21 protein-coding genes are annotated in these 25,586 nt (G+C 66.0%); 9 read left to right on the top strand and 12 right to left on the bottom strand.

What is annotated here, in order from left to right; genetic code table 11:
* Positions 1–36: 36 nt before the first annotated feature.
* From QRQ56_RS19710 to QRQ56_RS19695, 4 genes are all read left to right on the top strand, one after another.
* A complete protein-coding gene (locus QRQ56_RS19710) occupies positions 37–357 on the top strand; it encodes a cysteine rich repeat-containing protein (protein ID WP_438742437.1) in 321 nt (106 codons plus the stop codon).
* A gap of 9 nt (positions 358–366) precedes the next feature.
* Positions 367–1,206, top strand: coding sequence for a sterol desaturase family protein (locus QRQ56_RS19705; RefSeq protein ID WP_438742435.1), 840 nt, complete (start codon positions 367–369; stop codon positions 1,204–1,206).
* Between the two features lie 120 nt (positions 1,207–1,326).
* Positions 1,327–1,647 carry a hypothetical protein gene (locus QRQ56_RS19700; protein WP_438742433.1) on the top strand — a complete coding sequence of 107 codons (321 nt, stop codon included), beginning with the start codon at positions 1,327–1,329 and terminating at the stop codon, positions 1,645–1,647.
* A gap of 15 nt (positions 1,648–1,662) precedes the next feature.
* Complete coding sequence (locus tag QRQ56_RS19695) at positions 1,663–3,132, top strand: methyl-accepting chemotaxis protein (RefSeq protein ID WP_438742432.1); 1,470 nt, start codon at positions 1,663–1,665, stop codon at positions 3,130–3,132.
* 159 nt (positions 3,133–3,291) lie between these two features.
* On the opposite strand, the gene QRQ56_RS19690 is transcribed toward QRQ56_RS19695, so the two are convergent.
* The 4 genes from QRQ56_RS19690 to QRQ56_RS19675 form a co-directional block, all read right to left on the bottom strand.
* Complete coding sequence (locus QRQ56_RS19690; protein WP_438742431.1) at positions 3,292–4,791, bottom strand: phosphomannomutase/phosphoglucomutase; 1,500 nt, start codon at positions 4,789–4,791, stop codon at positions 3,292–3,294.
* Positions 4,792–4,982: 191 nt separating this feature from the next.
* Positions 4,983–5,495 (bottom strand): TIGR02281 family clan AA aspartic protease, encoded by a 513-nt coding sequence (locus tag QRQ56_RS19685; protein ID WP_438742429.1) that lies wholly within the window; start codon positions 5,493–5,495, stop codon positions 4,983–4,985.
* 162 nt (positions 5,496–5,657) lie between these two features.
* Positions 5,658–8,132: an ATP-dependent helicase HrpB gene (gene hrpB / locus QRQ56_RS19680; protein ID WP_438743007.1), complete on the bottom strand. Its 2,475-nt coding sequence runs from the start codon at positions 8,130–8,132 to the stop codon at positions 5,658–5,660.
* A 123-nt stretch (positions 8,133–8,255) separates the two neighbouring features.
* Positions 8,256–9,572, bottom strand: coding sequence for a UDP-glucose dehydrogenase family protein (locus tag QRQ56_RS19675; RefSeq protein WP_438742427.1), 1,317 nt, complete (start codon positions 9,570–9,572; stop codon positions 8,256–8,258).
* A gap of 194 nt (positions 9,573–9,766) precedes the next feature.
* Between QRQ56_RS19675 and QRQ56_RS19670 the strand changes: the two genes are divergently transcribed.
* The 3 genes from QRQ56_RS19670 to QRQ56_RS19660 all read left to right on the top strand — a co-directional run bounded on the left by QRQ56_RS19670 (position 9,767) and on the right by QRQ56_RS19660 (position 15,005).
* Complete coding sequence (locus QRQ56_RS19670) at positions 9,767–10,831, top strand: acyltransferase family protein (RefSeq protein ID WP_438742426.1); 1,065 nt, start codon at positions 9,767–9,769, stop codon at positions 10,829–10,831.
* A 237-nt stretch (positions 10,832–11,068) separates the two neighbouring features.
* Positions 11,069–14,146 carry a DNA polymerase I gene (polA, locus tag QRQ56_RS19665; protein WP_438742425.1) on the top strand — a complete coding sequence of 1,026 codons (3,078 nt, stop codon included), beginning with the start codon at positions 11,069–11,071 and terminating at the stop codon, positions 14,144–14,146.
* A gap of 223 nt (positions 14,147–14,369) precedes the next feature.
* Positions 14,370–15,005 carry a LysE family translocator gene (locus QRQ56_RS19660; protein ID WP_438742423.1) on the top strand — a complete coding sequence of 212 codons (636 nt, stop codon included), beginning with the start codon at positions 14,370–14,372 and terminating at the stop codon, positions 15,003–15,005.
* A 167-nt stretch (positions 15,006–15,172) separates the two neighbouring features.
* Here QRQ56_RS19660 and QRQ56_RS19655 read toward each other — a convergent pair whose 3' ends face one another.
* Entirely contained in the window at positions 15,173–15,799 is a 627-nt protein-coding gene (locus QRQ56_RS19655) for a glutathione S-transferase family protein (RefSeq protein ID WP_438742422.1), read from the bottom strand.
* 213 nt (positions 15,800–16,012) lie between these two features.
* On the opposite strand from QRQ56_RS19655, the gene pyrE reads away from it, so the two are divergent.
* Complete coding sequence (pyrE, locus tag QRQ56_RS19650; protein WP_438742420.1) at positions 16,013–16,576, top strand: orotate phosphoribosyltransferase; 564 nt, start codon at positions 16,013–16,015, stop codon at positions 16,574–16,576.
* A gap of 210 nt (positions 16,577–16,786) precedes the next feature.
* Complete coding sequence (locus tag QRQ56_RS19645) at positions 16,787–17,569, top strand: DUF2865 domain-containing protein (RefSeq protein WP_438742419.1); 783 nt, start codon at positions 16,787–16,789, stop codon at positions 17,567–17,569.
* A 141-nt stretch (positions 17,570–17,710) separates the two neighbouring features.
* Here the strand turns inward: QRQ56_RS19645 and QRQ56_RS19640 are convergent, their stop codons facing one another.
* The 7 genes from QRQ56_RS19640 to QRQ56_RS19610 all read right to left on the bottom strand — a co-directional run bounded on the left by QRQ56_RS19640 (position 17,711) and on the right by QRQ56_RS19610 (position 25,415).
* Positions 17,711–18,142 carry a hypothetical protein gene (locus QRQ56_RS19640; RefSeq protein WP_438742418.1) on the bottom strand — a complete coding sequence of 144 codons (432 nt, stop codon included), beginning with the start codon at positions 18,140–18,142 and terminating at the stop codon, positions 17,711–17,713.
* A gap of 117 nt (positions 18,143–18,259) precedes the next feature.
* The gene (pdeM, locus tag QRQ56_RS19635; protein ID WP_438743006.1) at positions 18,260–18,931 is read right to left on the bottom strand and encodes a ligase-associated DNA damage response endonuclease PdeM; all 672 of its coding nucleotides are present in this window, start codon (positions 18,929–18,931) and stop codon (positions 18,260–18,262) included.
* Positions 18,932–18,973: 42 nt separating this feature from the next.
* Positions 18,974–21,571 carry a ligase-associated DNA damage response DEXH box helicase gene (locus QRQ56_RS19630; RefSeq protein WP_438742417.1) on the bottom strand — a complete coding sequence of 866 codons (2,598 nt, stop codon included), beginning with the start codon at positions 21,569–21,571 and terminating at the stop codon, positions 18,974–18,976.
* 277 nt (positions 21,572–21,848) lie between these two features.
* Positions 21,849–22,214 carry a nuclear transport factor 2 family protein gene (locus tag QRQ56_RS19625; protein ID WP_438742416.1) on the bottom strand — a complete coding sequence of 122 codons (366 nt, stop codon included), beginning with the start codon at positions 22,212–22,214 and terminating at the stop codon, positions 21,849–21,851.
* A 156-nt stretch (positions 22,215–22,370) separates the two neighbouring features.
* Positions 22,371–22,721, bottom strand: a complete 351-nt coding sequence (locus tag QRQ56_RS19620; protein ID WP_298245756.1) for a RidA family protein — start codon at positions 22,719–22,721, stop codon at positions 22,371–22,373.
* Between the two features lie 114 nt (positions 22,722–22,835).
* A complete protein-coding gene (locus tag QRQ56_RS19615; RefSeq protein WP_438742414.1) occupies positions 22,836–23,753 on the bottom strand; it encodes an alpha/beta hydrolase family esterase in 918 nt (305 codons plus the stop codon).
* 3 nt (positions 23,754–23,756) lie between these two features.
* Positions 23,757–25,415: an FAD-binding dehydrogenase gene (locus tag QRQ56_RS19610; RefSeq protein WP_438742412.1), complete on the bottom strand. Its 1,659-nt coding sequence runs from the start codon at positions 25,413–25,415 to the stop codon at positions 23,757–23,759.
* Positions 25,416–25,586 lie beyond the last annotated feature (171 nt).

Genomic DNA, 25,586 nt, shown 5'->3' with positions numbered 1-25,586 from the left:
GCGACCAGCCGCATCGGATCAGAAAGGATCAGCATCGTGCCATTCATTCTCCATTCCCTCCGCTTCCTGCCGCAAGCCGCAGCCATCGTCGCCCTCGGCGCCTCCACCCCGGCGTTCGCCCAGAGCCAGCTGCAAACGCAGATCACGCCGCAGATGCGCAGCGAAGCACGCGCGGTCATGCAGGCCTGCCGCACTGATTACGAGAGCCTTTGCAGCAACGTCGCGCCGGGTGGTGGACGCATCCTGGCCTGCCTGCAATCCCATGCCGGCCAGCTCACTTCGACTTGCGCACAAACACTGCCCCGCGCGCAAGCGCTGAGGGACAGCGCGGTCAGCACCGGCGTCGCGCCGAAATAGGAGGATGCCGTGGGCTACGCCACACTTCTGCTCGATCCGACGCTCCGGCGCGTTGTCCTGGCAACGGCGATCGGCCTGATGCTGCTCGAATACGGCATCGGCCACCTTGCTCATCGCGAGACCCACGACTGGCGTGAGAGCATGGCGTCGTTCGGCGTGGCGCTCGGCCAGAACGTGCTGCGCGCGGTCGAGGCCGGGATTCTCGCGGTGCCGTTCGCCTGCCTGTACGAGCATCGCCTGCTCGACTTCGCGCAGGCGAGCCCGCTTGCGCTCGCGGGATTATTCCTGGGCAGCGAGTTCCTGTATTACTGGCAGCATCGCGCCTCGCATCGGATTCGCTGGATGTGGGCGACTCATGCGGTGCATCACTCGACGACGCGGCTGAACCTGACGGCGGCGATCCGGCTCGGCTGGACCGGCAACATCTCCGGCAACTTCCTTTTCTTCCTGCCGCTTGCGCTGATCGGTTTCCATCCCCTTGCGATCGTCGCGATGCTCGGGATCAACCTGCTCTACCAGTTCTTCATCCACAGCCGCTTCGCGCCACGGCTCGGCATCCTGGAATGGGTGCTCAACACGCCGAGCCATCATCGCGTGCATCATGCCTGCAACGAGCCGTGCCTCGACAAGAACTACGGCGGCATCCTGATCGTGTTCGACCGCCTGTTCGGCACCTTTGCCGAACGACCGTCGGATCAGCCGCTTCGCTTCGGCCTCGTCGGCCGCACCCCCTCCTTCAATCCAGTGCGGATCGCGCTCGGCGAATGGGGCGCGATGCTGGGCGATGCCTGGAGGGCGCGCGGTGCGGGCGCGAAGCTGCGCGCCCTGTTCGGCCCGCCAGGAGGCTAGGTTCCCGAGTGCCTCCACGCCACGCACCGCCGCCGGCACAGTAGTCTTACGTACCGGTCCTAACCGGATGTTTACCGGGGATTAGCCATGCCCGCCTAGTTTCGGGAAATGGAGGGGAGAATGGCGATTCCGTCCCGGCGGTGGCCTGCCTGGGCGAATGCGACCGGGTTGCTGGTCGCAGGCTGGATCGCGCTCGCAATCCTCACCTTACAGGTTCGTCCGGGCGCGACAGTCGTCGCAGTTGCGTTTCCACCCTGGTGGAGCACGCAGCAGGTGTTTCAGGCTGCGGGATCGGCGCAAGCGGCGGTCGTCAGGGCCACCGCCCTTCCCACTCTTCTCGTCGTCCGCCCGGATGACCATGACGGACTGACGCGCCTGCACGAAGCAGGCGCCTGGTTCGTGATGGACGCGCAAGCGGTTGCAGCATGTTTTGGCAGATAGCTCCGGGGGGATGAAATGATTGTCGAGAACGACGGACTGGAATCGCTGCGTCAAACCACCAGCAAGGTCCTTGCCGCGGTGCTCTGGCTGCACGTGCCGATCAGCGTGGTCATCGGACTCATGCTGGGCAAGGCCTGGCTCGTCCCCGCCGTGTTCATGACGATCTTCGCGCTCGCGGCGACCCTGTCCTGGCGGATGTCGGGCAACGGCCTCTCCACGCGCCTCGTGTTCGCCGTCGCGCTGATGAGCGGCGTGTCGATGTTCACCTACCAGCTGGAAGGACATCCCTGGCAGATCGACATGCACATGTACTTCTTCGCGGCGCTGGCCTGCATCGTCGCCTATTGCGACTACCGGCCGATCGTCGCCGCGACGGTGGCGGTGGCGCTGCATCATATCGCGTTGAACTTCCTGCTGCCCGCGGCGATCTATCCCGGCGGCTCCGATTTCGGCCGCGTCGTGCTGCATGCCGTGATCCTGCTGATCGAGGCCGGCGTGCTGATCGCGCTCGCGCTCAAGCTTCAGGAGCTGTTCGAGACCACGGCCGTCAAGACGGCCGAGGCTCAGACGGCGGTGGCCGCGGAAGCGCGGGCCAACAACGAGCGCCACGACGTCGAGCAACGCGCCAAGGACGAGCGTGAGGCCGCCAAGCAGCGGCTCGCCGGCAATTTCGAGCGCAGCATCGGCGGCATCGTGCAGGCCGTGGCGCTCGCCGCCGGCGAAGTGCAGCAATTGTCCTCGGCGATGAGCAACAACAGCGCGGACACCGCGCGCCAGACCGCCGCCGCGGCCTCTGCGTCGAACCAGGCTTCCAGCAATGTCGAGACGGTGGCGGCTGCGACCGAAGAGCTCACCGCCTCGGTCAGCAGCATCACCCAGCAGGTCTCCCGCTCCGCGGAGATCGCGGCCAAGGCCGCGAGCGAAGCCCGCCGCACCAACGAGGTGGTCGAAGGCCTTGCCAGCGGCACGCAGAAGATCGGCGAGGTCGTCACGCTGATCCAGACCATCGCGAGCCAGACCAATCTGCTGGCGCTCAATGCCACCATCGAAGCCGCCCGTGCCGGCGAGCACGGCAGGGGTTTTGCCGTCGTCGCGAGCGAAGTGAAGGCGCTGGCAAACCAGACCGCGAAAGCCACCGAGGAGATCTCGGCGCAGGTCCAGAGCATCCAGAGCGCAACCAACGACGCCGTCAACGCGATCCAGGCGATCGGCGCAACCATCGCGGAGATCGATCAGATCTCCGGCCAGATCTCCTCCGCGGTCGACCAACAGGGCCTGGCGACGCGCGAGATCGCGGGCAGCCTGCATCAGGCCGCCACCGGCACCCGCGAGGTGAACAACAATATCGTCGGCGTCAGCAAGGCGTCAGAGCAGGCAGGCATGGCCGCCTCGAAGATGCACCAGGCCGCCGCCGGACTGTCATCGCAATCCGAGCGTCTCAAGGCGGAGGTCGACGGCTTCCTGGGCTCGCTGCGGACGGCGTGAGACGTAGCCGCCGCACAAACGCTGTCATCGCCCGGCTTGACCGGGCGATCCAGTATTCCGTGACGTCAGTGATCAAATCGAGAAGCCGCAGCGTGCTGGATGCCCCGCCTTCGCGGGGCATGACAGCGGTGGGTACGGCGATCAGACGTTAAAGCCAGCTCAGATCGTCTGATTGTACTCGCCGACTTCGGGATGCGTGCGCAGCACGCTGTTCACCATCTCGAACATGTCGTGCATGCGCTGCTCGGAGACCGGGCTCTCGACCACGACGACGAGCTCCGGCTTGTTGGAGGAGGCGCGCACCAGGCCCCAGCTGCCGTCCTCGACCGTGACGCGCACGCCGTTGACCGTGACGAGATCGCGGATCGACTGCCCGCCGATCTTGGCACCCTTGGCCTGCAAGCCCTCGAAATGCTTCACCACCTGGTCGATGACGCCGTATTTGGTCTCGTCCGCGCAATGCGGCGACATCGTCGGCGACGACCAGGTCTTCGGCAGCGCGTCCTTCAGATCGGCCATCGACTTGCTGGGCGCACGGTCCAGCATGTCGCAGATCGCGATCGCCGAGACCAGGCCGTCGTCATAGCCGCGGCCATAGGGCTTGTTGAAGAAGAAGTGGCCGGACTTCTCGAAGCCCGCGAGCGCACCGGTCTCGTTGGTGCGGCGCTTCATGTAGGAATGGCCGGTCTTCCAATAGTCCGTCCTAGCGCCCTGCTTCTGCAGCACGGGATCGGTGACGAACAGGCCGGTCGACTTCACGTCGACGATGAAATGCGCGTCCTTGTGGATCGCCGACATGTCGCGCGCCAGCATCACGCCGACCTTGTCGGCGAAGATCTCCTCGCCGGTGTTGTCGACGACGCCGCAGCGGTCGCCGTCGCCGTCGAAGCCGAGGCCGACATCGGCCTTGTGATGCAGCACCGCGTCGCGGATCGCGTGCAGCATCTCCATGTCTTCAGGGTTCGGATTGTATTTCGGGAAGGTGTGGTCGAGCTCGGTGTCGAGCGGGATCACCTCGCAGCCGATCGCCTCCAGCACCTGCGGCGCGAACGCGCCGGCGGTGCCGTTGCCGCAGGCCGCGACGACCTTGAGCTTGCGCTTCAGCTTCGGACGATTGGTGAGATCGGCGATGTAGCGCGCCGGATAGTTCTCGTGGAACTGGTAGGCGCCGCCCGCCTTGTTCTTGAACTCGGCGTTGAGCACGATCTCCTTCAGACGCGTCATCTCGTCGGGGCCGAAGGTCAGCGGACGGTTGGCGCCCATCTTCACGCCGGTCCAGCCGTTGTCGTTGTGAGAGGCCGTGACCATCGCGACGGCGGGCACGTCGAGATCGAACTGCGCGAAATAGGCCATCGGCGTCACCGCAAGCCCGATGTCGTGCACCTTGCAGCCCGCCGCCATCAGGCCGGAGATCAGCGCATATTTGATCGAGGCCGAATAGCCGCGGAAATCGTGGCCGGTAACGATCTCCTGCTTGACGCCGAGCTCGGCGATCAGCGCACCCAGCCCCATGCCGAGCGCCTGCACGCCCATCAGGTTGATTTCCTTCTGGAACAACCAGCGCGCGTCATATTCGCGAAAGCCCGTCGGTTTCACCATCGGTTCGGATTCGAAGGCATAGGTGTTTGGCAGAAGGACGGATTTCGGCTTCGGGAACATTGAGACGGTCTCGTGAAAAGGGCAGGAATTGGGGCAGCCTTAGCGAATGCGGGGCTGCAGCGGAAGGCGGGAATGAAGGCTTATGGCCGATAATTGCGGCAGTTTGGTAACGAAGAAACGTTACCGCCGGGGCGGTAAAGGCAAAGAAATCTCGTTTGAAATGGACGGCGGCTGATCGTGGCGGGCTCCGCCTATTGCTCCAGCACCATCTGGCCGTTGGAATATTCGAAGCGCTTCAGGCGGGACAGGAAGGAGAGGCCGAGCAGGTTCTCCGACAGCGCCTCGTCCGGCAGCACCATGGCATCGACGTCGCGCACGACGAGCCCGCCGACGTCGAGCATGGCGATGCGGGTGCGGGCGGCCTTGATGGTACCGTTGGCGGTGGAGACGGTGGCGTTGTACTCGCTGCGCGAGGGACGCAGGCCGAAGCGGGCCGCCGAGGTCTCATTCAGCGCAACCACGGAGGCGCCGGTGTCGACCATGAAGCCGATGCGCTGGCCGTCGATCCGGCCCTCGGTCTGGAAATGACCGCGGCCGTCACGGGAAATGGCGAGGCTTCGGCCGCCGGCCGGCGCGGTCGCCGCAACGGCGATCGTCGTGCGCGGCGCCGAGGTTGCGGACGCGGAGCTCATCCTGTCCGCCATCTGCGCCATGAAAGTGCCGAGGCCGATCAGTACGGCCGCGAAGATCATAATGTTACGCATTACACCAGTTCCGAGCCGGGAGCCCGATTTCACCACGCGGCAAGGCCGACCGCGAGCGGAGCCACGCCGACGCCCGTGTCATTTTGACGAAAAGGATGAGCGGACGGTTAATGGGGTGACCTAAACCTCTCCTCGGCAATGCGGGGCGAGGGAAAAGACCTCTTAAGTCCCGCGCGGCTTCGCCCGGCGGGTGGGCACGGCGCTCGCGGGATCGTCGGGCCAGGGATGGCGCGGATAGCGGCCGCGCAAATCGGAGCGCACGGCGGCATAGCTGCCGCGCCAGAAGCCCGGAAGGTCGCGCGTCACCTGCACCGGGCGCTGGGCCGGCGACAGCAATTCCAGCACCAGGGGCACCTTGCCGGCAGCGATCGAGGGATGGGTGTTGAGGCCGAACAATTCCTGCAGCCGCACGGCGATGGTCGGCCCCTGCTCGGCCTCGTAGTCGATCGCGAGCACGCTTCCCGTCGGCGCCTCGAAATGCGTCGGCGCCTCGCGGTCGAGCCGCGCGCGCATCTCCCACGGCAACATCGCCATCAGCGCGTCGGAGAGATCGCCCGGCGAAATGTCCTTCAGCGCGATCTTGTCGTAGAGCGCCGGCACCAGCCAATCGTCGCGCCGCGCGATCAGCCCGTCATCCGTCAGGTCCGGCCAGCTATCACCCTCGGCTTTGCGCAGGAACATCACGCGGTCGCGCCATTGCTTGGCGGCCTTCGACCAGGGCAGCCGGTCGAGTCCGGCGGCGATCAATCCATCGGCGAAAATGCGTGCGGTGTCCTCCGAGGGCGACACGGCCATCGTCGCTTCGGACAAGGTGATCGCATGCAGCACGCGCTTGCGCCGCGCACGCAGCGCCATCGCGCCGCGGTCGAACGAGATCTCGTCGGCGCTCTCGATATGCGCGGCAAAATGCTGCTCGATCGCGTCCTGCGAAATGGCGGCAGCGAGCAGGATGCGTCCGCTCGCGGCCGTGCCCGTCATCTCGCCGATGGCGATATAGGGCGCACGGGCGAGCGAGGAGGTCTGCTCGACCGCGGCGCCGCGGCCGTTGGCAAGAACAAAACTGCCATTGCCGCGGTTGCGCGCGACCCGGTCGGGGAAGGCATAAGCGAGCATCAGCCCCGTGGAGAGATCCTCCGCCGGTCCCGCCTTCTCGGAGGCCGCGACCTGCGAAGCCCAGCGGCGCGCGAGGTCCCGCGCGCTGGCGGCGCGCGGCGAGCGGTCGCGGCGGAACTGGTCGCGCCGGTGCTCGAGATCGACGCTGTCGCCGCCAAGCCCGCGCTCGGTGATGATGGCGGCGATCTCGGCGGCGGCTTCGCCCTCGCCGACCCGATGCGAATCCACGATCATGCGCGCCAGCCGCGGCGGCAGCGCCAGCGCGCGCAGGCTTTTGCCCTCGGCGGTGATGCGGCCGTCGCCATCGAGCGCGTTGAGTTCTTCGAGCAGGCTCTTGGCCTCTTTCCACGCCGGCCCCGGCGGCGGATCGAGGAACGACAACGCTGAGGGATCAGCGACGCCCCATTGCGCGAGATCGAGCACCAGCGAGGACAAATCGGCGCTCAGGATTTCCGGCTGGGTGTAGGGTGCGAGCGAGGCCGTCTGCGGCTCGTCCCAGAGCCGGTAGCAAACACCCGGCTCGGTGCGGCCGGCGCGGCCGCGACGCTGGTCCACCGCCGCTCGCGCGGCACGCACAGTCTCGAGCCTGGTCAGGCCAATGTCGGGTTCGTAGCGCGGCACGCGGGCAAGACCGGAATCGACCACGATGCGCACGCCTTCGATCGTCAGCGAGGTCTCCGCAATCGAGGTCGCCAGCACCACCTTGCGCATGCCCTTGGGTGCGGGCGAAATCGCGCGATCCTGCACCGCGGCGTCGAGCGCGCCGAACAGCGGCACGATCTCGATCGACGCGTCGTGCACACGCTCGGAAAGGAAATTCTGGGTGCGGCGGATTTCGGCGGCGCCCGGCAGGAAGGCCAGCACGGAACCGCCGTCCGCGCGCAGCGCGGATGCGATCGCATCCGCCATCTGCCGCTCGATCGGCGCATCCGCCTTGCGGCCGAGATAGCGCGTCTCGACCGGGAAGGCGCGCCCCTCGCTCTCGACGACGGGCGCATCGCCGAGCAGCTTTGCCACGCGCGCGCCGTCGAGCGTCGCCGACATCACGAGGATACGCAAATCCTCGCGCAGGCCGGTCTGCGCATCGCGCGCGAGCGCGAGGCCCATATCGGCATCGAGCGAGCGTTCGTGGAATTCGTCGAACAGGATTGCGGCAATGCCTGACAGTTCGGGATCGTCGAGGATCTGGCGGGTGAAGATGCCCTCGGTCACCACCTCGATGCGCGTCGCGCGCGAGATCTTCGAGCCGAAGCGGACGCGGTAGCCCACGGTTTCGCCGGCGCGCTCGCCCAGCGACTTGGCCATGCGATCGGCACTGGCCCGCGCCGCGATCCGGCGCGGCTCCAGCACGATGATCTTCTTGCCCTTGACCCAGGGCGCGTCGAGCAGCGCCAGCGGCACGCGCGTGGTCTTGCCGGCGCCCGGAGGCGCCACCAGCACGGCCGCATTATGCGCCTCCAGCGTGCGCGAGAGGTCGTCGAGCACGGCATCGATGGGTAAGGGCGTGTCGAAGCTGCGGGGCAAAATCTCGTGTCCGTCATCACCCGCGCAGGCGGGTGATCCAGTCAACTTGGATCCCGGTTATCACCGAGATCGTGGATTACTGGATACCCCGCCTTCGCGGGGTATGACAATCATATGCAGCAATCAGCCCTGCACCGACGGGCGGCCGATGCTGTCATAAGTGAAGCCGGCGGCTTCCATCTCCTCGGGACGGTAGATGTTGCGGAGGTCAACGACGACGGGCTGCGCCATGACGCTCTTCAGCCGGTCAAGATCGAGCGCGCGGAACTGCACCCACTCGGTGACGATGACGAGCGCATCGGCATCTTGCGCGCAGGCATAGGCATCCTCGCAATAAATGATGCTGGGCAACTCGCCCTTGGCCTGCTCCATGCCGACCGGATCGAACGCCTTGACCTTGGCGCCCATGTCGATCAGGCCCGTCACCAGCGGGATCGACGGCGCATCGCGCATGTCGTCGGTGTCGGGCTTAAAGGTGAGGCCGAGCACCGCGATGGTCTTGCCGCGCAGATTGCCGCCGAGCGCCTGGCTCACCTTGCGCGCCATTGCGCGCTTGCGGTTCTCGTTCACGGCGAGGACGGATTCGACGATGCGCAAGGACACGTCGTAGTCCTGCGCGATCTTGATCAGCGCCTTGGTGTCCTTCGGGAAGCACGAGCCGCCGAAGCCGGGACCCGCATGCAGGAACTTGGTGCCGATGCGGTTGTCGAGGCCAATGCCGCGCGCGACCTCCTGCACGTTGGCGCCGGCCTTTTCGGAGAGATCGGCGATCTCGTTGATGAAGGTGATCTTGGTCGCCAGGAACGCGTTCGCGGCGTATTTGATCATCTCGGCGGTGCGGCGCGCGGTGAACATCAGCGGCGCCTGGTTCAGCGACAGCGGGCGATAAATGTCGCCCATCACCTTGCGGCCGCGCTCGTCGGAGGTGCCGACGACGACGCGATCGGGAAACTTGAAGTCGCGGATCGCCGCGCCCTCGCGCAGGAATTCAGGGTTCGAGGCGACCACGACGTCGGCGTTGGGATTGGCCTCGCGGATGATGCGCTCGACCTCGTCGCCGGTGCCGACGGGCACGGTCGACTTGGTCACCACCACGGTGAAGCCCTGGAGCGACTGCGCGATCTCCTTCGCGGCGGCATAGACGTAGGACAGATCCGCATGGCCGTCGCCACGACGCGACGGCGTGCCGACCGCGATGAACACGGCATCGGCGTCCGCGACCGGCTGCTTCAGGTCGGTGGTGAAGTCGAGCCGCTTGGCCTTGACGTTGGTGGCGACCAGCTCCTCGAGGCCGGGCTCGTAGATCGGGATCTCGCCGCGGTGGAGTGCCGCGATCTTCTTTTCGTCCTTGTCGACGCAGGTCACGTCGTGACCGAAATCGGCGAAGCAGGCTCCGGACACCAGTCCCACATAGCCCGTGCCGATCATCGCGATGCGCATGAAAATCCCTGTCTTAATTGGTTAACGAAACCCCGACGCGGGGCGGTTTAGCATTTTCCCGAAGGGAAGGAACAGTCCGCATCGAAAAAAGCGGCACGGAAAGTGAATCGGTAAAGAAGTGGGAAACCGTAGCGGCCCCACACTGACCCACCCCCGCACAGGACGGGGCGGAACACGCCTCGAAAAGAGACACCATGGCACCATCAGGCACAATCGCAGGGAGCGGAGGCAGCAAAGCCCCGCCCGCGCGTGTCGACTGGGTCGACTACGCAAAGGGCATCTGCATCATCATGGTCGTGATGATGCATTCGGTGCTGGGGGTCGAGCTCGCCGCCGGCAAGACCGGTTTCATGCATGTTCTCGTGGCCTTCGCAAAACCGTTCCGGATGCCGGATTTCTTCCTGATCTCGGGCCTGTTCCTGCCGCTGGTGATCGACCGCGACTGGCGCACCTATCTCGACCGCAAGGTGGTGCATTTCGCCTATTTTTATGTCGTCTGGGTGACGATTCAGTTCGGCTTCAAGGCGCCTTCCTTCGCGGCGGAGACGAGCTGGCACCATGTCGGCCTGCTGTACCTCGAATCTTTCGTCGAGCCGTTCGGCACGCTCTGGTTCATCTATCTCCTGCCGGTCTTCTTCGTCGTCACAAAACTGACACGCAAGGTTCCGCCGCCCGCGATCTGGCTCGTCGCGGCCGCGCTGGAGACGGCGCGCATCTCGACCGGCTGGACCGCGATCGACGAGTTCTGCTCGCGCTTCGTCTATTTCTATTCTGGCTATCTGTTCGCGCCTTACGTGTTCGCCCTGTCGGATCGCGCACGGAAGCATCCGGGGCTGGCGCTCGCAGCGCTCGCGACCTGGGTTCTGGTCAATGCCGGCCTCGTCATGCTGGAGGCAAGCGAATGGAAGATCGTCTCGCTCGTGCTCGGCTTTGCCGGCGCCTGCGCGATCATCACCATGGGCACGCTGCTCGCGCGCGCCCAATGGATGAACTTCCTGCGCTTCTGCGGCGAGCATTCGATCGTGATCTATCTCGCCTTCTTCCTGCCGATGGCAACGACACGGACGCTGCTGCTGCGCACCGGCATCATTCCCGACATCGGCGCAGTGTCGCTGATCGTCACCGTCGCGGGCGTCCTCGGCGCACTCGCGATCTGGCGGATCGCGTTGCGGCTCAATGCGCACTTCCTGTTCGAGCGGCCGGCCGCGTTCTGGATTGCGCCGAAGAAGGCTGGCGTGCGGTTGCAGGCGGCGGAATAGCCGCGCTCGGCCGTCGTCCCGGGGCGCGCAAAGCGCGAGCCCGGGACCCATACCCCCAGGATGACGTCGTTGGAGAAGATGGCAACCACGAGTCTTCGCCAAACTACTCCCTATGGCTATGGATCCCGGGCTCGCGCGTCGCGCGCCCCGGGATGACAGTGGGGATAGCGGCACCAGTTGCCCAAAATTCCCCCTTCCAAGGCTGTCAAAGCCCGCAAAAATTCATACATTGCGGCCATGCCCAAAACCTCCCCGAAGACCTCCGTCAAAGCTGACACCAAGGCTGCTGAGCCCAAGGCCGCCGACAGCAAAAAGGCTGCGCCAACTGCTGCCAAACCGGTTTCGGCCAAACCTGTTGCAGCAAAGGCCGCCGGCAAGGGCGACCACATCTTCCTGGTCGACGGTTCCGGCTACATCTTCCGCGCCTATCACGCGCTGCCGCCGCTGAACCGAAAGTCCGACGGCCTGCAGGTCAACGCCGTGCTCGGCTTCTGCAACATGCTGTGGAAGCTGCTCCGCGACATGCCCGCCGACAACCGGCCGACACATCTGGCGATCGTGTTCGACAAGTCGGAAGTCACGTTCCGCAACAAGATCTATCCCGAATACAAGGCCCACCGGCCGCCGGCGCCCGAGGATCTCATTCCGCAATTCGCGCTGATCCGCGAAGCGGTGCGCGCGTTCGACCTGCCCTGCCTGGAGCAGGGCGGCTTCGAGGCCGACGATCTCATCGCGACCTATGCGCGGCAGGCCTGCGAGCGCGGCGCCACCACGACTATCGTGTCCTCCGACAAGGACTTGATGCAGCTCGTGAACGACAAGATCATGATGTACGACACCATGAAGGATCGCCGCATCGGCATCCCCGAGGTGATCGAGAAGTTCGGCGTGCCACCGGAGAAGGTCGTCGAGGTGCAGGCACTGGCCGGCGATTCCACCGACAACGTGCCCGGGGTGCCCGGCATCGGCATCAAGACCGCGGCGCAGCTCATCACCGAATATGGCGACCTCGAGCAATTGCTGTTCCGGGCCACCGAGATCAAGCAGCCGAAGCGGCGCGAGGCGCTGCTGGAAAATGCCGAGAAGGCGCGCATCTCGCGGCAATTGGTGCTGCTCGACGACAAGGTCGAGCTCGAGGTGCCACTCGACGATCTCGCCGTCCACGAGCCGGACGCGCGCAAGCTGGTCGCCTTCCTGAAGGCGATGGAATTTTCGACTCTAACGCGCCGCGTCGCCGACTATTCGCAGATCGATCCGGCCAATGTCGATGCCGATGCGAGCAACAGCAGCAGCGCCAAGGCCGGCGCCTCGGCTGCAAGACCGTCCGATGCGTCCGGCGATCTCTTCGCCGCGCCGGCGGCCACGGCAACGGGCGGCGACAAGGGCGACAAATCGGCGAGCCTCAAGGGTGCGCCGATCTCGCTGGCTGCCGCGCGGGAGGAGGCCCTGCGCAAGCTCCCGGTCGATCGAACCAGATATCAGGCGATCAAGTCGCTGAAGGAGCTCAACGCCTTCATCGCCCGCATCCATGACACCGGCCATGTCGCGATCGAGCTAAAGGCCAACTCCATCGATCCGATGCAGGCCGAGTTCTGCGGCATCGCGCTGGCGCTGGCGCCGAACGAGGCCTGTTACCTGCCGCTGGCGCACAAGCAGTCCGGCGGCGATGGCGGCCTGTTCGACGCCGGCCTCGCGCCGGACCAGGTCAAGCATGCGGATGCGATCGAGGCGTTGCGGCCGGTGCTGGAATCGCCGGGCATCCTCAAGATCGGCTTCGACATCAAGTTCGCCGCCGTGATGCTGGCCCAGCACGGCATCACCTTGCGCAACACCGACGATGCGAAGCTGATCTCCTACGTGCTCGATGCCGGCCGCGGCTCGCAGGAGCCGGACTCGTTGTCCGAACGCTGGTTCGGTCATGCCATGCTGAAGGAGAGCGAGCTGCTCGGCAGCGGCAAGGGCAAGATCACCTTCGACCAGGTGCCGATCGACAAGGCCGCCGCGCTGTCGGCCGAAGGCGCCGACGTCGCCTTGCGGCTCTGGCGGGTACTGAAGCCGCGCCTCGTCGCCGAGCACATGACCGCGGTCTACGAAACGCTGGAGCGGCCGCTGGTGTCGGTGCTGGCGCGCATGGAACGCCGCGGCATCTCGATCGACCGCCAGGTGCTGTCGCGCCTGTCCGGCGACTTCGCCCAGACCGCCGCGCGCGTCGAGGCCGAGATCCAGGAAATCGCGGGCGAGCCGGTCAATGTCGGCAGCCCCAAGCAGATCGGCGACATCCTGTTCGGCAAGATGGGCCTATCGGGCGGTACCAAGACCAAGACCGGCGCGTGGTCCACCACCGCCCAGGTGCTCGACGATCTCGCCGAGCAGGGGCACGATTTTCCGCGCAAGATCCTGGAGTGGCGCCAGGTCTCGAAACTGAAATCGACCTATACCGACGCGCTGCCCACTTACGTCAACCCGCAGACCCACCGCGTGCACACGACCTACGCGCTGGCCGCGACCACGACGGGCCGGCTGTCGTCGAACGAGCCGAACCTGCAGAACATCCCGGTTCGTACCGAGGACGGCCGCAAGATCCGCCGCGCCTTCATCGCGACGAAGGGACACAAGCTGGTCTCCGCCGACTATTCGCAGATCGAGCTGCGCCTGCTCGCGGAGATCGCCGACATTCCCGTGCTGAAGCAGGCGTTCCGCGACGGCCTCGACATTCACGCCATGACGGCGTCGGAAATGTTCGGCGTGCCGATCAAGGGCATGCCGAGCGAGATCCGCCGCCGCGCCAAGGCGATCAATTTCGGCATCATCTACGGCATCTCCGCGTTCGGCCTCGCCAACCAGCTCGGCATCGCGCGCGAGGAAGCCTCGGCCTACATCAAGAAATATTTCGAGCGCTTCCCCGGCATCCGCGCCTACATGGACGAGACGCGGGATTTCTGCCGGCAGAACGGTTACGTCGTCACGCTGTTCGGTCGCAAATGCCACTATCCTGATATCAAGGCCTCCAACGCCTCAGTGCGCGCCTTCAACGAGCGCGCCGCGATCAACGCGCGGCTGCAGGGCACCGCCGCCGACATCATCCGCCGCGCCATGACGCGGGTCGAGGACGCGCTCGCCGCGAAGAAGCTGTCGGCGCAGATGCTGCTGCAGGTGCACGACGAACTGATCTTCGAGGTGCCGGATGCCGAGGTCGAGGCAACGCTGCCGGTCGTGCAGCACGTCATGCAGGACGCGCCGTTCCCGGCGGTGCTGCTCTCGGTGCCGCTGCATGTGGATGCGCGCGCGGCGAACAATTGGGACGAGGCGCATTAGGGCGGCTTTCCCCGGATGCTGCGCAGCGCGCCGCCCTTCGCGGCGTGATGCGCTGCTGATCCGGGGCCCACGTCGCGCTCACTGGGTCCCGGCTCTGCGGCGCACCGTTTCACGCTGCGCCGCGTCCGGGACACGAGACCTCAATTGTCCTCCGAGCAATTGCGCGATGGCCCCACATCACCGCGCATATTAGAACCGCTGCATCTCCCACCGCGGTTCGCTCATGCCCCACACATCCGCCCTGCTCGGCTTTGCTCTCGTCTGTCTTGGTCTCGTGCTCACGCCGGGGCCGAACATGATCTACCTGATCTCGCGCTCGATCACGCAAGGTCCCGCGGCGGGCATCGTGTCGCTCGGCGGCGTCGCGCTCGGCTTCGTGTTCTACATGCTGTGCGCGGCGTTCGGCATCACGGCGCTGCTGCTCGCGATTCCCTTTGCCTATGACGCGCTGCGCTTTGCCGGTGCGGGTTATCTGCTCTGGCTCGCCTGGCAGGCGGTGAAGCCGGGCGGACGCTCGCCGTTCCAGGTCAGGAAGCTTGCGGTCGACAGCCCGCGCAAATTGTTCGCGATGGGCTTCGTCACCAATCTGCTCAACCCCAAGATCGCGATGCTGTATCTGGCGCTGCTGCCGCAATTCATCGATCCCGCCGCCGGCAGCGTGCTGACGCAGTCGATGCTGCTGGGCGCGATCCAGATCGCGATCAGTGTCAGCGTCAACGCGATGATCGCGCTCGCCGCCGGATCGATCGCGCTGTTCCTGGGAAGCCGGCCGAGCTGGATGCTGGTGCAGCGCTGGCTGATGGGGACGGTGCTGGCCGGGCTCGCGGTGCGGATGGCGGTGGAAGCGAAGAAGGTGTGAGGTTCTTTCTTCCTTCTCCCCTTGTGGGAGAAGGTGGCGCGAAGCGCCGGATGAGGGGTTCTCGCTACGCGCAAGTCCGCCCGTGAGGATGGAGACCCCTCACCCGTCTCGCCGCCCTGCGGCGAGCCACCCTCTCCCACAAGGGGAGAGGGTAAAATCATCCACGATCAATCCAGCTTCGCGTCCATACCCCGCTTCACGGCCGGGCGGGCCATCAGCGCCTCGTACCAGCGCTTGACGTTGGGGAAGTCGACCAGATCAACCTTGTGGCGAGGGTGACGCCAGGCCCAACCGAGAATGGCGAAATCGGCAACCGAGAGGTCGCCGGCGACGAAATCGTGGTCGGCGAGGCGGCGGTCGAGCACGCCGTAGAGCCGGCGGGTCTCGGCCATGTAGCGCTTCAGGCCGTAGGCGCGGTCCTGCTCGTTCTCGAGCGCGATAAAATGGTGCACCTGGCCCGGCATCGGGCCGAAGCCGCCCATCTGCCACATCAGCCATTCGTAGACCGGAATGCGCTGGCCAAGCGATTTCGGCAGGAATTTGCCGGTCTTTTCACCGAGATAGAGCAGGATCGCGCCGGATTCGAAGATGCTGACGGGCTTGCCGTCCGGTCCATCGGGGTCGACGATCGCGGGAATCTTGTTGTTCGGGGAGAGTTTCAGGAACTCCGGCGCCATCTGCTCGCCCTTGCTGATGTTCACCGGGATCACCTTGTAGGGCAGCCCCATCTCCTCCAGCGCGACCGAGATCTTGCGGCCGTTCGGCGTGTTCCAGGTGTGCAGCTCGATGGTCATTTTCGTTTCCTTCCCATGCCCGTTTCCTCTGCCCGTTTCCTGCCAGGGAGGTATCGGCCCGATCCGGGCTCTCACCTACCCCAGAAGGTCGCGTCCCCACAACCGGCGGCCGGGGATGGCCGATCCCTGTTGACGAGGGACGCCCCCTCTGGAATGTCGCGGCGGTCGCGGATAAATTCCGCCTCCTCTAAAATCGCTGTTCGAGGGACCGCCGTGTCGAAATCTGCCTCCCGCGCCCGCCTGTTCGAAATCATCCGCCGGCGCTCCTTCGGCCGCGGCGAGGTGACGCTCGCGTCGGGCCGCAAGAGCGATTTCTACTTCAATCTCAAGCCGACCATGCTCGACCCCGAGGGCGCGACGCTGCTGGCCGAGCTGACCTATGAGGCGCTGAAGGACGACAATCTCGATTTCATCGGCGGCCTCGAGATGGGCGCGGTGCCGCTCGCCGGCGCGCTGGCGCAGATCTCCTGGATCAAGGGCCATCCAATCGCGGCCTTCTTCGTCCGCAAGAAGCCGAAGGAGCACGGCGCCAAGCTCGCGATCGAAGGCCTGCCCAGGGGCGAGACGCTGGCGGGCAAGCGCGTCGTCATCGTCGAGGACGTCACCACGACGGGCGGCTCGGCGATGAAGGCGGTGGAGTCCGTGCGCGAGACCGGTGCCGAAGTGGTGCTGGTGCTGACCATGGTCGATCGCGAGGAAGGCGCCACCGACACCTTCGGCGAGGCCGGCCTGCCGTTCCGCTCGCTCTACAAGGCGTCGGAATTTTTGAAGGCGTAACGGCTCTCGTGTCCCGAGCGCGGCGCAGCACGTAGCGGTGCGCTGCGTCCGGGGCACGAGACGCGTCTACCCTCAACCGCTCATTTACCATCCCGTCTTATGGTGAATCATGTGCTGAGATCCCCAAGGGGATCCCGGCCGGTTCAGTAGCGTCGGGTGGAGTGAGCGTTGCGTACAGTCCTGTCCCATGCGCGCCGGCGGCGTCGCGCCATGCTTGTGGCCGCCACCTTTGCAGCACCGCTGCTTGCAGCTCCGGCCCCGGTCTCGGCCGAAGGCCTGTTCGACTTCTTCTTCGGCGGCATGCAGCAGCAGCGGCCGCAGCGCGAGGTGCCGCAGCAGGCGAATTCCTACGCCGATCCCTTCACCGGCCAGCAGAATCCCGCAGGCCCCCAATATGTGCCGCCGACCCGCGCTGCCGCGGCCGGAGGCTCCGGCCCGGCCTTCTGCGTGCGCAGCTGCGACGGCAAATATTTTCCGCTGATGCGCGGCCTCGCCTCGCCGGCCCAGATGTGTCAGGCGTTCTGTCCCGCCAGCGCGACCAAGGTTTATTTCGGCTCCTCGATCGACGGCGCCGCCTCGCAGACCGGCGAGCGCTACGCCGACAGCGAGAACGCCTTCGCCTACCGCAAGGCGCTGCGGTCGGACTGCACCTGCAACGGCCGTGAGCCGGTCGGCCTTGCCCCGGTCGATCTCGCCCTGGATTCCTCGCTGAAGGCCGGCGACGTGATCGCCACCACCGATGGTCTCGTCGCCTATACCGGCATCCGCGTCGGCAACGACCAGGCTGCGGACTTCACGCCCGTCGCCTCCTATCCCGGCCTCACCGCCCAGGTCCGCGCCCGCCTCGGCGAGATGAAGGTCGCCCCCGTGCGCGCAGAGACGGTGTCGGCAGATGCTCCGGCCCAGGCCGAGATCGTGCGCGAGGCGCTGCCCAATGTGACGGTGCCGAAGACGACGACGCAGAAGCCGGCGAAGCGGGCGGGGCTCGATTAAGCTCGCTCTCGTGTCCCGGACGCGGTGCGGCGCGTAGCGCTGCTCCGCAGAGCCGGGACCCACGCCACACTCCAGAAGACATGGGCCCCGGCTCTGCAGCGCACCGCTGAAGGAGCGCTGCGCTGCGTCCGGGGCACGAGACTATCTCCCGATGATCACCCCGATCACGTTCGGCGCCGCCAGATATTTCTCCTCGATCGCCGCGCGCGCGGCGGCGCGGTTTTCCGCCGTCAGCAGGCCGCGCTTCTCGGCCAGGATCATCCAGCAAAAGCCCCACCAGTCCGTCAGCATTCCCGTCTCGGCGACGAGGTCGTAGCCCTGCCCGGCTGCGAAGATGCGCGCCTGCGCTTCGTCCAGCGTGTCCAGAAACAGATGATCCTCGGTCGAGAACAGATCATCGCTGACGTCGTCGATGGTATAACCCCAGATCGACTGGCACACCGCGTTGAACTCGCGGTCGAACTGATCGTCGTCGATCCGCTGGCGCCGCGCCGCCTGATGCAGCCGCGACAGCGACCGCGCGAAATCGGCGATCCGGGTGAGAGCGAATTGATCGAAGGCGATGGTGGACATCTAGTCCTCGCAAAATCTGACATACGCTAGATATTGTGTCGGCAACGCGCCGAATCACAATGATATATCAAAGACTTGCTAAAGTGTTCTTAATTTGTTCTGCATCCCGCCGAAATTTCAGGAGCAGCGCGAGGCCGCAATGGCGTGGACGCGGCGGTCACCGAGCAGATGGGCGACGAAGCCCCTGGCCGGGAAGATCCTTGCGAAGGCGGCGTCGCGAATACTGAGGCCGCCGGCATAGGCGCCGAACGCCGGCATCACCGCGCGCAATCCGTCGGAAGCGAAGCAACGGCGCTCCAGGAAGCGGCCCCGCGCGGAGACGCGTGCCTTGGGGTGAAGATGGCCGGCGATCTCGCCGCGCGCGCCGGTCGGCTCGTGACGGAAGGTGATCGGGCCGATCGTGACGTCGTCGGCGACGGTGCCGCCGAGATCGCGCGGCAGCATCGGATCGTGATTGCCGGAGATCCAGATCCAGTCGCGTCCGGTCTGGAGCGCGGCGACGGCCTCGCGATCGTCCACCGACAGGCGCTCGTGCGCGGAGCGATCGTGAAAACTGTCGCCGAGCGCGATGACGGTGCGCGGATCATGGCGGGAGATGACAGCAGCGAGGCGGCTCAGCGTCGCCAGCGTATCGTAGGGCGGCAGCAGCACGCCCCGCATCGCGAAGCTGGAGCCCTTCTCCAGATGCAGGTCGGAGACGACGAGCAGCCGCTGCTCTTCCCAGAACAGCGCGCCGGAGAGATCGGCAGCGAAGGTCACGTCGCTGATGGTGACCGTGGACACGCGCATGTCGTCGATATCCTCCGAAACCTGCGCGCCTGTCGTCACGTCCTACCCGCTTCTATCCATCGCCTCTTTGACGAGCTCGTCGGCGGCTTCGGCCAAGAGCTCGTCTGCAGCTTCGCCATAGACTGACTCGCGGCCGATTTCCAGCATCACGGGCACGGCCAGCGGGGAGACGCGGTCGAGTTCCCGATGGGTGATGCGGCCGTGGATGCGCATCAGCATGTCGCTGAGGCGGCGCAAATCGAGCAGGCCGGTGGCGGCATCGGCGCGTGCGGCGCGCAGCAGGACGTGATCGGCCTGATGCTTGCGCAGCACGTCGTAGACGAGATCGGTCGAGAACAGCACCTGGCGGCGGCTCTTTTCTTCGCCGGTATGCCGGCGCGTGATCAGGCCGGAGATGATGGCGCAGTTGCGGAATGTGCGCTTCATCAATGCAGATTCGGCAAGCCATGCCTCCAGATCGTCGCCGAGCATGTCGGGGTCGAACAGCGCGTTGAGGTCGATCCGGCCGTCGCGGATCATGGAGGAGAGATCGCCGAGCCCCCAGATCGCCACCGCATATTCATTGGCGACGAAGCCGAGCGGCCGCGCGCGCATCCGTTCCAGCCGGCGCGTCAGCAGCATGCCCAGGGTCTGGTGCGCGAGGCGGCCTTCGAAGGGATAGCAGACCAGATAATGCTTGTTGGCGCGCGGGAAGCTTTCAACCAGGAGCTCGCGCACCCCAGGCACGCGGCTGACGTCCTTCTGCAGCGACAGCCAGTCGCGCACCTGCTCCGGCAGGCCGCCCCAGGCGCGTCCGTCGTCGAGCAGACGGCGCACGCGCTCGGCAAGATAGGTCGAGAGCGGAAATTTGCCGCCCATATAGGAGGGAACCTTGGGGTCCTTGTCATGCGCGCGCGAGACATAGACCTGGTCCTCGACCAGGGTCTCGTAGCGCACCACCTCGCCCGAGAACACGAAGGTGTCGCCGGGCGAGAGGCCCTCGATGAAGGCCTCCTCGATCTCGCCGAGCAGCCGGCCGCCCCGTGCGATCACGCCGGTGGAGCCGCCCGTTTTTCCCTGACCGCCGCCGCGCGAGCGCACCAGCCGCACCTTCAGCATGTCGTCCTCGACGATGGTGCCGACATTCATCCGGTAGCTCTGCCGCACCTTGGGATTGGCGACGCGCCAGCGCCCCTCCTTGTCCTCCTTGATGCGGGCGAAGCGCTCATAGGTCTTCAGCGCGTAGCCGCCGGAGGCGACGAAATCGACCACGTCGTCGAAATCCGGCCGCGACAGCTCGGCGTAGGGCGCGGCCGTGCGCACCTCGGCATAAAGTTCATCGGAGAGGAACGGCTCGCCGCAGGCACAACCGAGCACGTGCTGGGCCAGCACGTCGAGCGCGCCGGTGCGCAAGGGCGGTGTGTCCTGCGCATTCTCGGCGATGGCGTCTATCGCAACGCGGCACTCCAGCACTTCGAAGCGGTTGGCCGGCACCAGCACCGCGCGCGAGGCTTCGTCGAGACGATGGTTGGCGCGGCCGATCCGCTGCATCAGGCGCGAGGAGCCCTTGGGGGCGCCGATATTGACGACGAGATCGACATCGCCCCAGTCGACGCCGAGATCAAGCGAGGAGGTGCAGACCACGCCGCGCAAGCGTCCCGCCGACATCGCGTCCTCGACCTTGCGGCGCTGGGCGACGTCGAGCGAGCCGTGATGCAGCGCGATCGCAAGCCCGTCGTCATTCATGCTCCAGAGATTCTGGAACAGCATCTCGGCCTGGCTGCGGGTGTTGACGAAGACCAGCGTGGTCTTGTTCGCCTTGATCAGCTCGTAGATTTCGGGGAGCGCGTGGCGCGCGCTGTGGCCGGCCCAGGGCAGGCGCTCGCGCGTGTCGAGCATCTGAACTTGCGGCGGCGCGGCGCCGCCGGCCACGACGATGTCGGCGGCGGCTTCCCTTCCATCCGGCTGCGGCACCAGCACGCGCGCGAGCTGATCCGGCTGGGCCACCGTGGCCGACAGGCCGATCGCGCGCATCTGCGGCGCCAGCCGCCACAGCCGCGCGAGGCCGAGCGAGAGCAGGTCGCCGCGCTTGGACGTCACCAGCGCATGCAGCTCGTCGAGCACGATGCGCTTCAGCGAAGAGAACAGGAACGGCGCGTCGTCGGAGGACAGCAACAGCGCAAGCTGCTCGGGCGTCGTCAGCAGCACGTCAGGCGGATAGCGCCGCTGGCGCTGGCGCCGCGATACTGGCGTGTCACCGGTGCGGGTCTCGACCTTGATCGGCAGGCCCATCTCCGCGATCGGCCGTTCCAGATTGCGCGCGATGTCGACGGCAAGTGCCTTCAGCGGCGAGATGTAGAGCGTGTGCAGGCCGCCGGTTCGTTGCAGGTCGCGGCCGGTGGAGACGAGGCTTTGCTTCTCATTCGCCTTCCGTTCGGCCGCCTCGGTCGAGAGCTCCACCAGGGTCGGCAGGAACCCCGCCAGCGTCTTGCCCGCGCCGGTTGGTGCGATCAGCAGCGCACTGGCGTCCTCGCGCGCTTTCTCCAGCAGCGCCAACTGATGCGCGCGCGGCGACCAGCCGCGGGCCGCGAACCACGCCTTGAAGCGGTCAGGCAGCAGCGCAGGCGTCTCGGCCTGACTCTTGAGGATACGGCGCGTCACGCCATGACAGGTAAGCCGTAGGGATGGCTTCGTCGAGGGGTGCGGCCCTCTCCGCCTGCACGAGGAGGGCTACCACTCGGTCATTGTCGCACGACCTACGCAAGCGCCTCGCCCTTCGAGACGACCGCTTCGCGGTCTCCTCAGGGTGAGGCTAAGGTGCATCGGTACTCGTTGAAACCCTGCGCAGCGCACTCGGTCCTCATCCTGAGGGCTTGCCAACGGCGGGCGTCTCGAAGGATGGCCACAGGCAAGATCGCTCCGCGAGCGGCCGACTGCCTCACGCCCCGGCCGGGACCTGGTCGAGAAACCCGGTCACGCTTCTAATGCGGCCGTCCTTCAGCACGGCGAAATCCGTACCCTTGATCGGACTGTCGGCGCCGTCGGGACCGAGGCCCCAGGAAAACCGGATGTGGTCGCCATAACCATTGGGCTCGCCGATCAGGCTGAACTTGAAATCGGGAAAGCGCTGCTGCACGCCGGCGATCAGCGCCTCGATGCCGTCGCGTCCATCGCCCTTCATCAGGGGATCGACATAGCTCGCGTCATTGGTCCAGTTCTCGCCGAGCAGCTCGCGGCGGCGGCCGGCCGTGCGCTCGTTCCAGAGCTCGATGTAGCGGCGGGCGATGGTGACGGGGTCGGTCATGGTATTCTCCTTCGATGTGGCCGTGATCGGCTGTCCTGACTATCGAAGGTTCACGCGCGCTGATCGATTACCTCTGAGGTCATCGTTGCGCGAAAAAATGGGAGCGCGATGAGGGTCTCATCGCGCTCCATTCGCTTACGCGATTGTCTGCGACGATTACTTCGCGGCAACCACCATGATCTCGACGGTGTATTGCGGCGCCGCCAGCTTGGCTTCGACGGTGGCGCGCGCTGGCGTGTTGCCGGCCGACACCCAGGCGTCCCACACCGCGTTCATTTCGCCGAAGGTCTTCATGTCGGTGATGTAGATCGTGGCCGAGAGCAGCTTCGACTTGTCGGTGCCGGCCTTGGCGAGATGACCGTCGATGGTGGCCAGGATGTCCTGGGTCTGCTTCGTCACGCTTTCACCGGCCGCCTTGTTGGCGACGACGCCGGCGAGATAGACGGTATTGCCGTGCACGACGACCTGGCTCATGCGCGGGCCGGTTTCGAAACGCTGAATGCTCATTTGCGGATCTCCTCACTGGAATGGCGACACTGTCTAGCCCAGCGACTTAACGTGTGCCACCCCCGGCGCGCATGCATCGCCTGCGGCGCATGCGTCACCGCCAGGCATGTGCCCTCACTGAAACTGACTGAAAAAAGCCCAGATCGTCTCGGCGCCGTCGATGTCGGCATTCTGCGGCCCGAGCAGGCCGGCTGCGACCCTCGGGAAGCGGGCATCCGGCGAGAACCCCGGCATGCGATGGCCGCCATGGTTGACGCGATAGAGCACGACGTCGTGGCCTCGAGGGCAGCGTGAGGAGATCCGCGTCACCGTGGACTGGTCCGCAGCGTTCCGGTCCGGCAGATCGGTGCTGGCCGCATCATCGGCCTCGCAGCCATTGAGCTTGCGCCAGAACGCCAGCGTCTCCTCGGTCGACCAGAAACCGTCTGCGGCAAAATAGCTCGATCCGCGGCCGCCTGCATAGGGGACCAGCGGGTCCGCCGTGCCGTTCATGAGCAGCATCGGCAGCGGCCGTGACGGATGGCAGGTGACGGCGGCCTCGTCGGTGAGATTCATGATCACGCTCGCGCCCGCCGCGAACAGATCGGCGCGAGCGCAGACGAGCGTCATCGCCATGGCACCGCCATTGGAGATGCCGGTGACGTAAACCCGCTTCGGATCGGCGGTGCCGGTCGCCACCAGCTTCTCGACGAGCGTTGCGATGAAGGCCACGTCGTCGGTGCCCTCGGGCGGGCCGCGGAGCGCAGGCCCCGCTTTGGTTCGCGCATCCGCCCATGCGTGGTTGAGGCCATCGGGGAAGACCACGGCCAGCCCCTCGCGCTTTGCGACCTGCGGCCACGCCGTGCGTGCGATTACATCGGCGCCGCGCTGGGTCTTGCCGTGCAGCACGACCACGAGCGGTGCAGGCTTCTTCGCGGGAAGCTGCGCGGCGTAGGAGCGCTTCACGCCATTGACGTCGATCGTCTCGGCGGATGCGGCCGAGGCCGCGATCAATGCCGCGGCCAGTGCCCCGATGCGCATCCACCGCCGCATGGCCTATCCCACCGCCTTCGCCGCCGCGCGCCCCGCATTGCGGCCCGAGAACAGGCAGCCGCCGAGGAAGGTGCCTTCCAGCGAGCGATAGCCGTGCACGCCGCCGCCGCCGAAGCCCGCGGCCTCGCCGACCGCGTAGAGGCCGGGGATGACGCTGCCCTCGCTGCCGAAGACGCGCGAGTCGAGGTCGGTCTCGAAACCGCCCAGCGTCTTGCGGGTGAGGATGTTGAGCTTGACCGCGATCAGCGGTCCCTGCGCGGGATCCAGGATCCTGTGGGGAGACGCGGTGCGGATCAGCTTGTCGCCGATGTAGCGACGCGCATTGTGAATGTTCATCACCTGCGCATCCTTGACGTAGGGGTTGGCGATCTCGCGGTCGCGCGCCTCGATCTGCGTCCTGATGTGCTCGAGCTTGAGAAGGTCGCTGCCGGCAAGCTTGTTCATCTCCGCGACGAGGTCCTCGATCTTGTCGCGCACGATGAAGTCGACACCATGGCTTTTGAACGCCTCCACCGGCGCCGGCGCTCCCTTGTTGGTGGCGCGCTTGATCGTCATGCGCCAGCTCTTGCCGGTGAGGTCGGGGTTCTGCTCCGAGCCCGACAGCGCAAACTCCTTCTTGATGATGCTCTGGGTCAGGATGAACCAGGAATATTCATAGCCGGTCGACATGATGTATTTGAGCTGGCCGAGCGTGTCGGAGCCCGGGAACAGCGGCGCCGGCAGTCGCGTGCCGGTGGCGTCGAACCACATCGACGACGGTCCAGGCAGGATGCGGATGCCGTGGCGCGGCCAGATCGGTGACCAGTTCTGGATGCCCTCGACATAGTGCCACATGCGGTCGCGGTTGATCAGCCGCGCGCCAGTCTTCTCCGTGATGCCCATCATGCGGCCGTCGACATGTTCGGGCACGCCGGAGATCATGAACTTCGGCGGCGTGCCGAGCCGCTCCGGCCAGTTCTGCCGCACCAGCTCGTGATTGCCGCCGATGCCGCCGGACGCCACGATCACGGCCTGTGCCTTGATCGCGAACTCACCGACGACATTGCGGGAGGAGCTCTTGCCGCGTTCGACGTCATCGGGGGCGAGCACGGCGCCGCTGATCCCGTCGACGGTGCCGTTGGTGATGGACAGCGCATCGACGCGATGGCGACACTTGAAGGTCAGCCGGCCATTCTTCACCGCCTCGCGCGCGCGCCGCTCGAACGGCTCGACGATCCCTGGGCCGGTGCCCCAGGTGACGTGAAAGCGCGGCACGGAATTGCCGTGGCCCATCGCGTCATAACCGCCGCGTTCGGCCCAGCCGACCACGGGGAAAATGCGGTGCCCCATCGCGCGCAGCCAGTCGCGCTTCTCGCCGGCGGCGAACGCGACATAGGCCTCGGCCCATTTGCGCGGCCAGAAATCCTCGTCGCGGTCGAAGCCGGCGGTGCCGAGCCAGTCCTGCATGGCGAGGTCCTGGGAGTCCTTGATGCCGAGCCGGCGCTGCTCCGGCGAATTCACCAGGAACAATCCGCCGAACGACCAGAACGCCTGGCCGCCGATCGACTGCTCGCCCTCCTGGTCGACCACGATCACGCGCTTGCCCGCATCCGCGATCTCGGTTGCGGCAACGAGGCCCGACAATCCGGCGCCGACGACGATGACGTCCGTCTCCTCAGCCATGGTTTTCCCCCTTTGCCATGATTCCCCCTTTCATGGGTTCCCCCTGTATTTGCCCGGATTGAAGCCAGCGGTTGTAACTGAGATCAAGGACGTGGCGCGCAAGACATCGTTAACTTGTTCCACTTTGGGATAAAGACCCTGCGAGTGCAGCGCGGACGCAACACTGGATTT

Origin of the sequence: Bradyrhizobium sp. U531, from assembly GCF_051710265.1 — a bacterium.
GTDB lineage: Bacteria > Pseudomonadota > Alphaproteobacteria > Rhizobiales > Xanthobacteraceae > Bradyrhizobium.
This window is presented reverse-complemented; position numbering and strand designations above follow the sequence as displayed.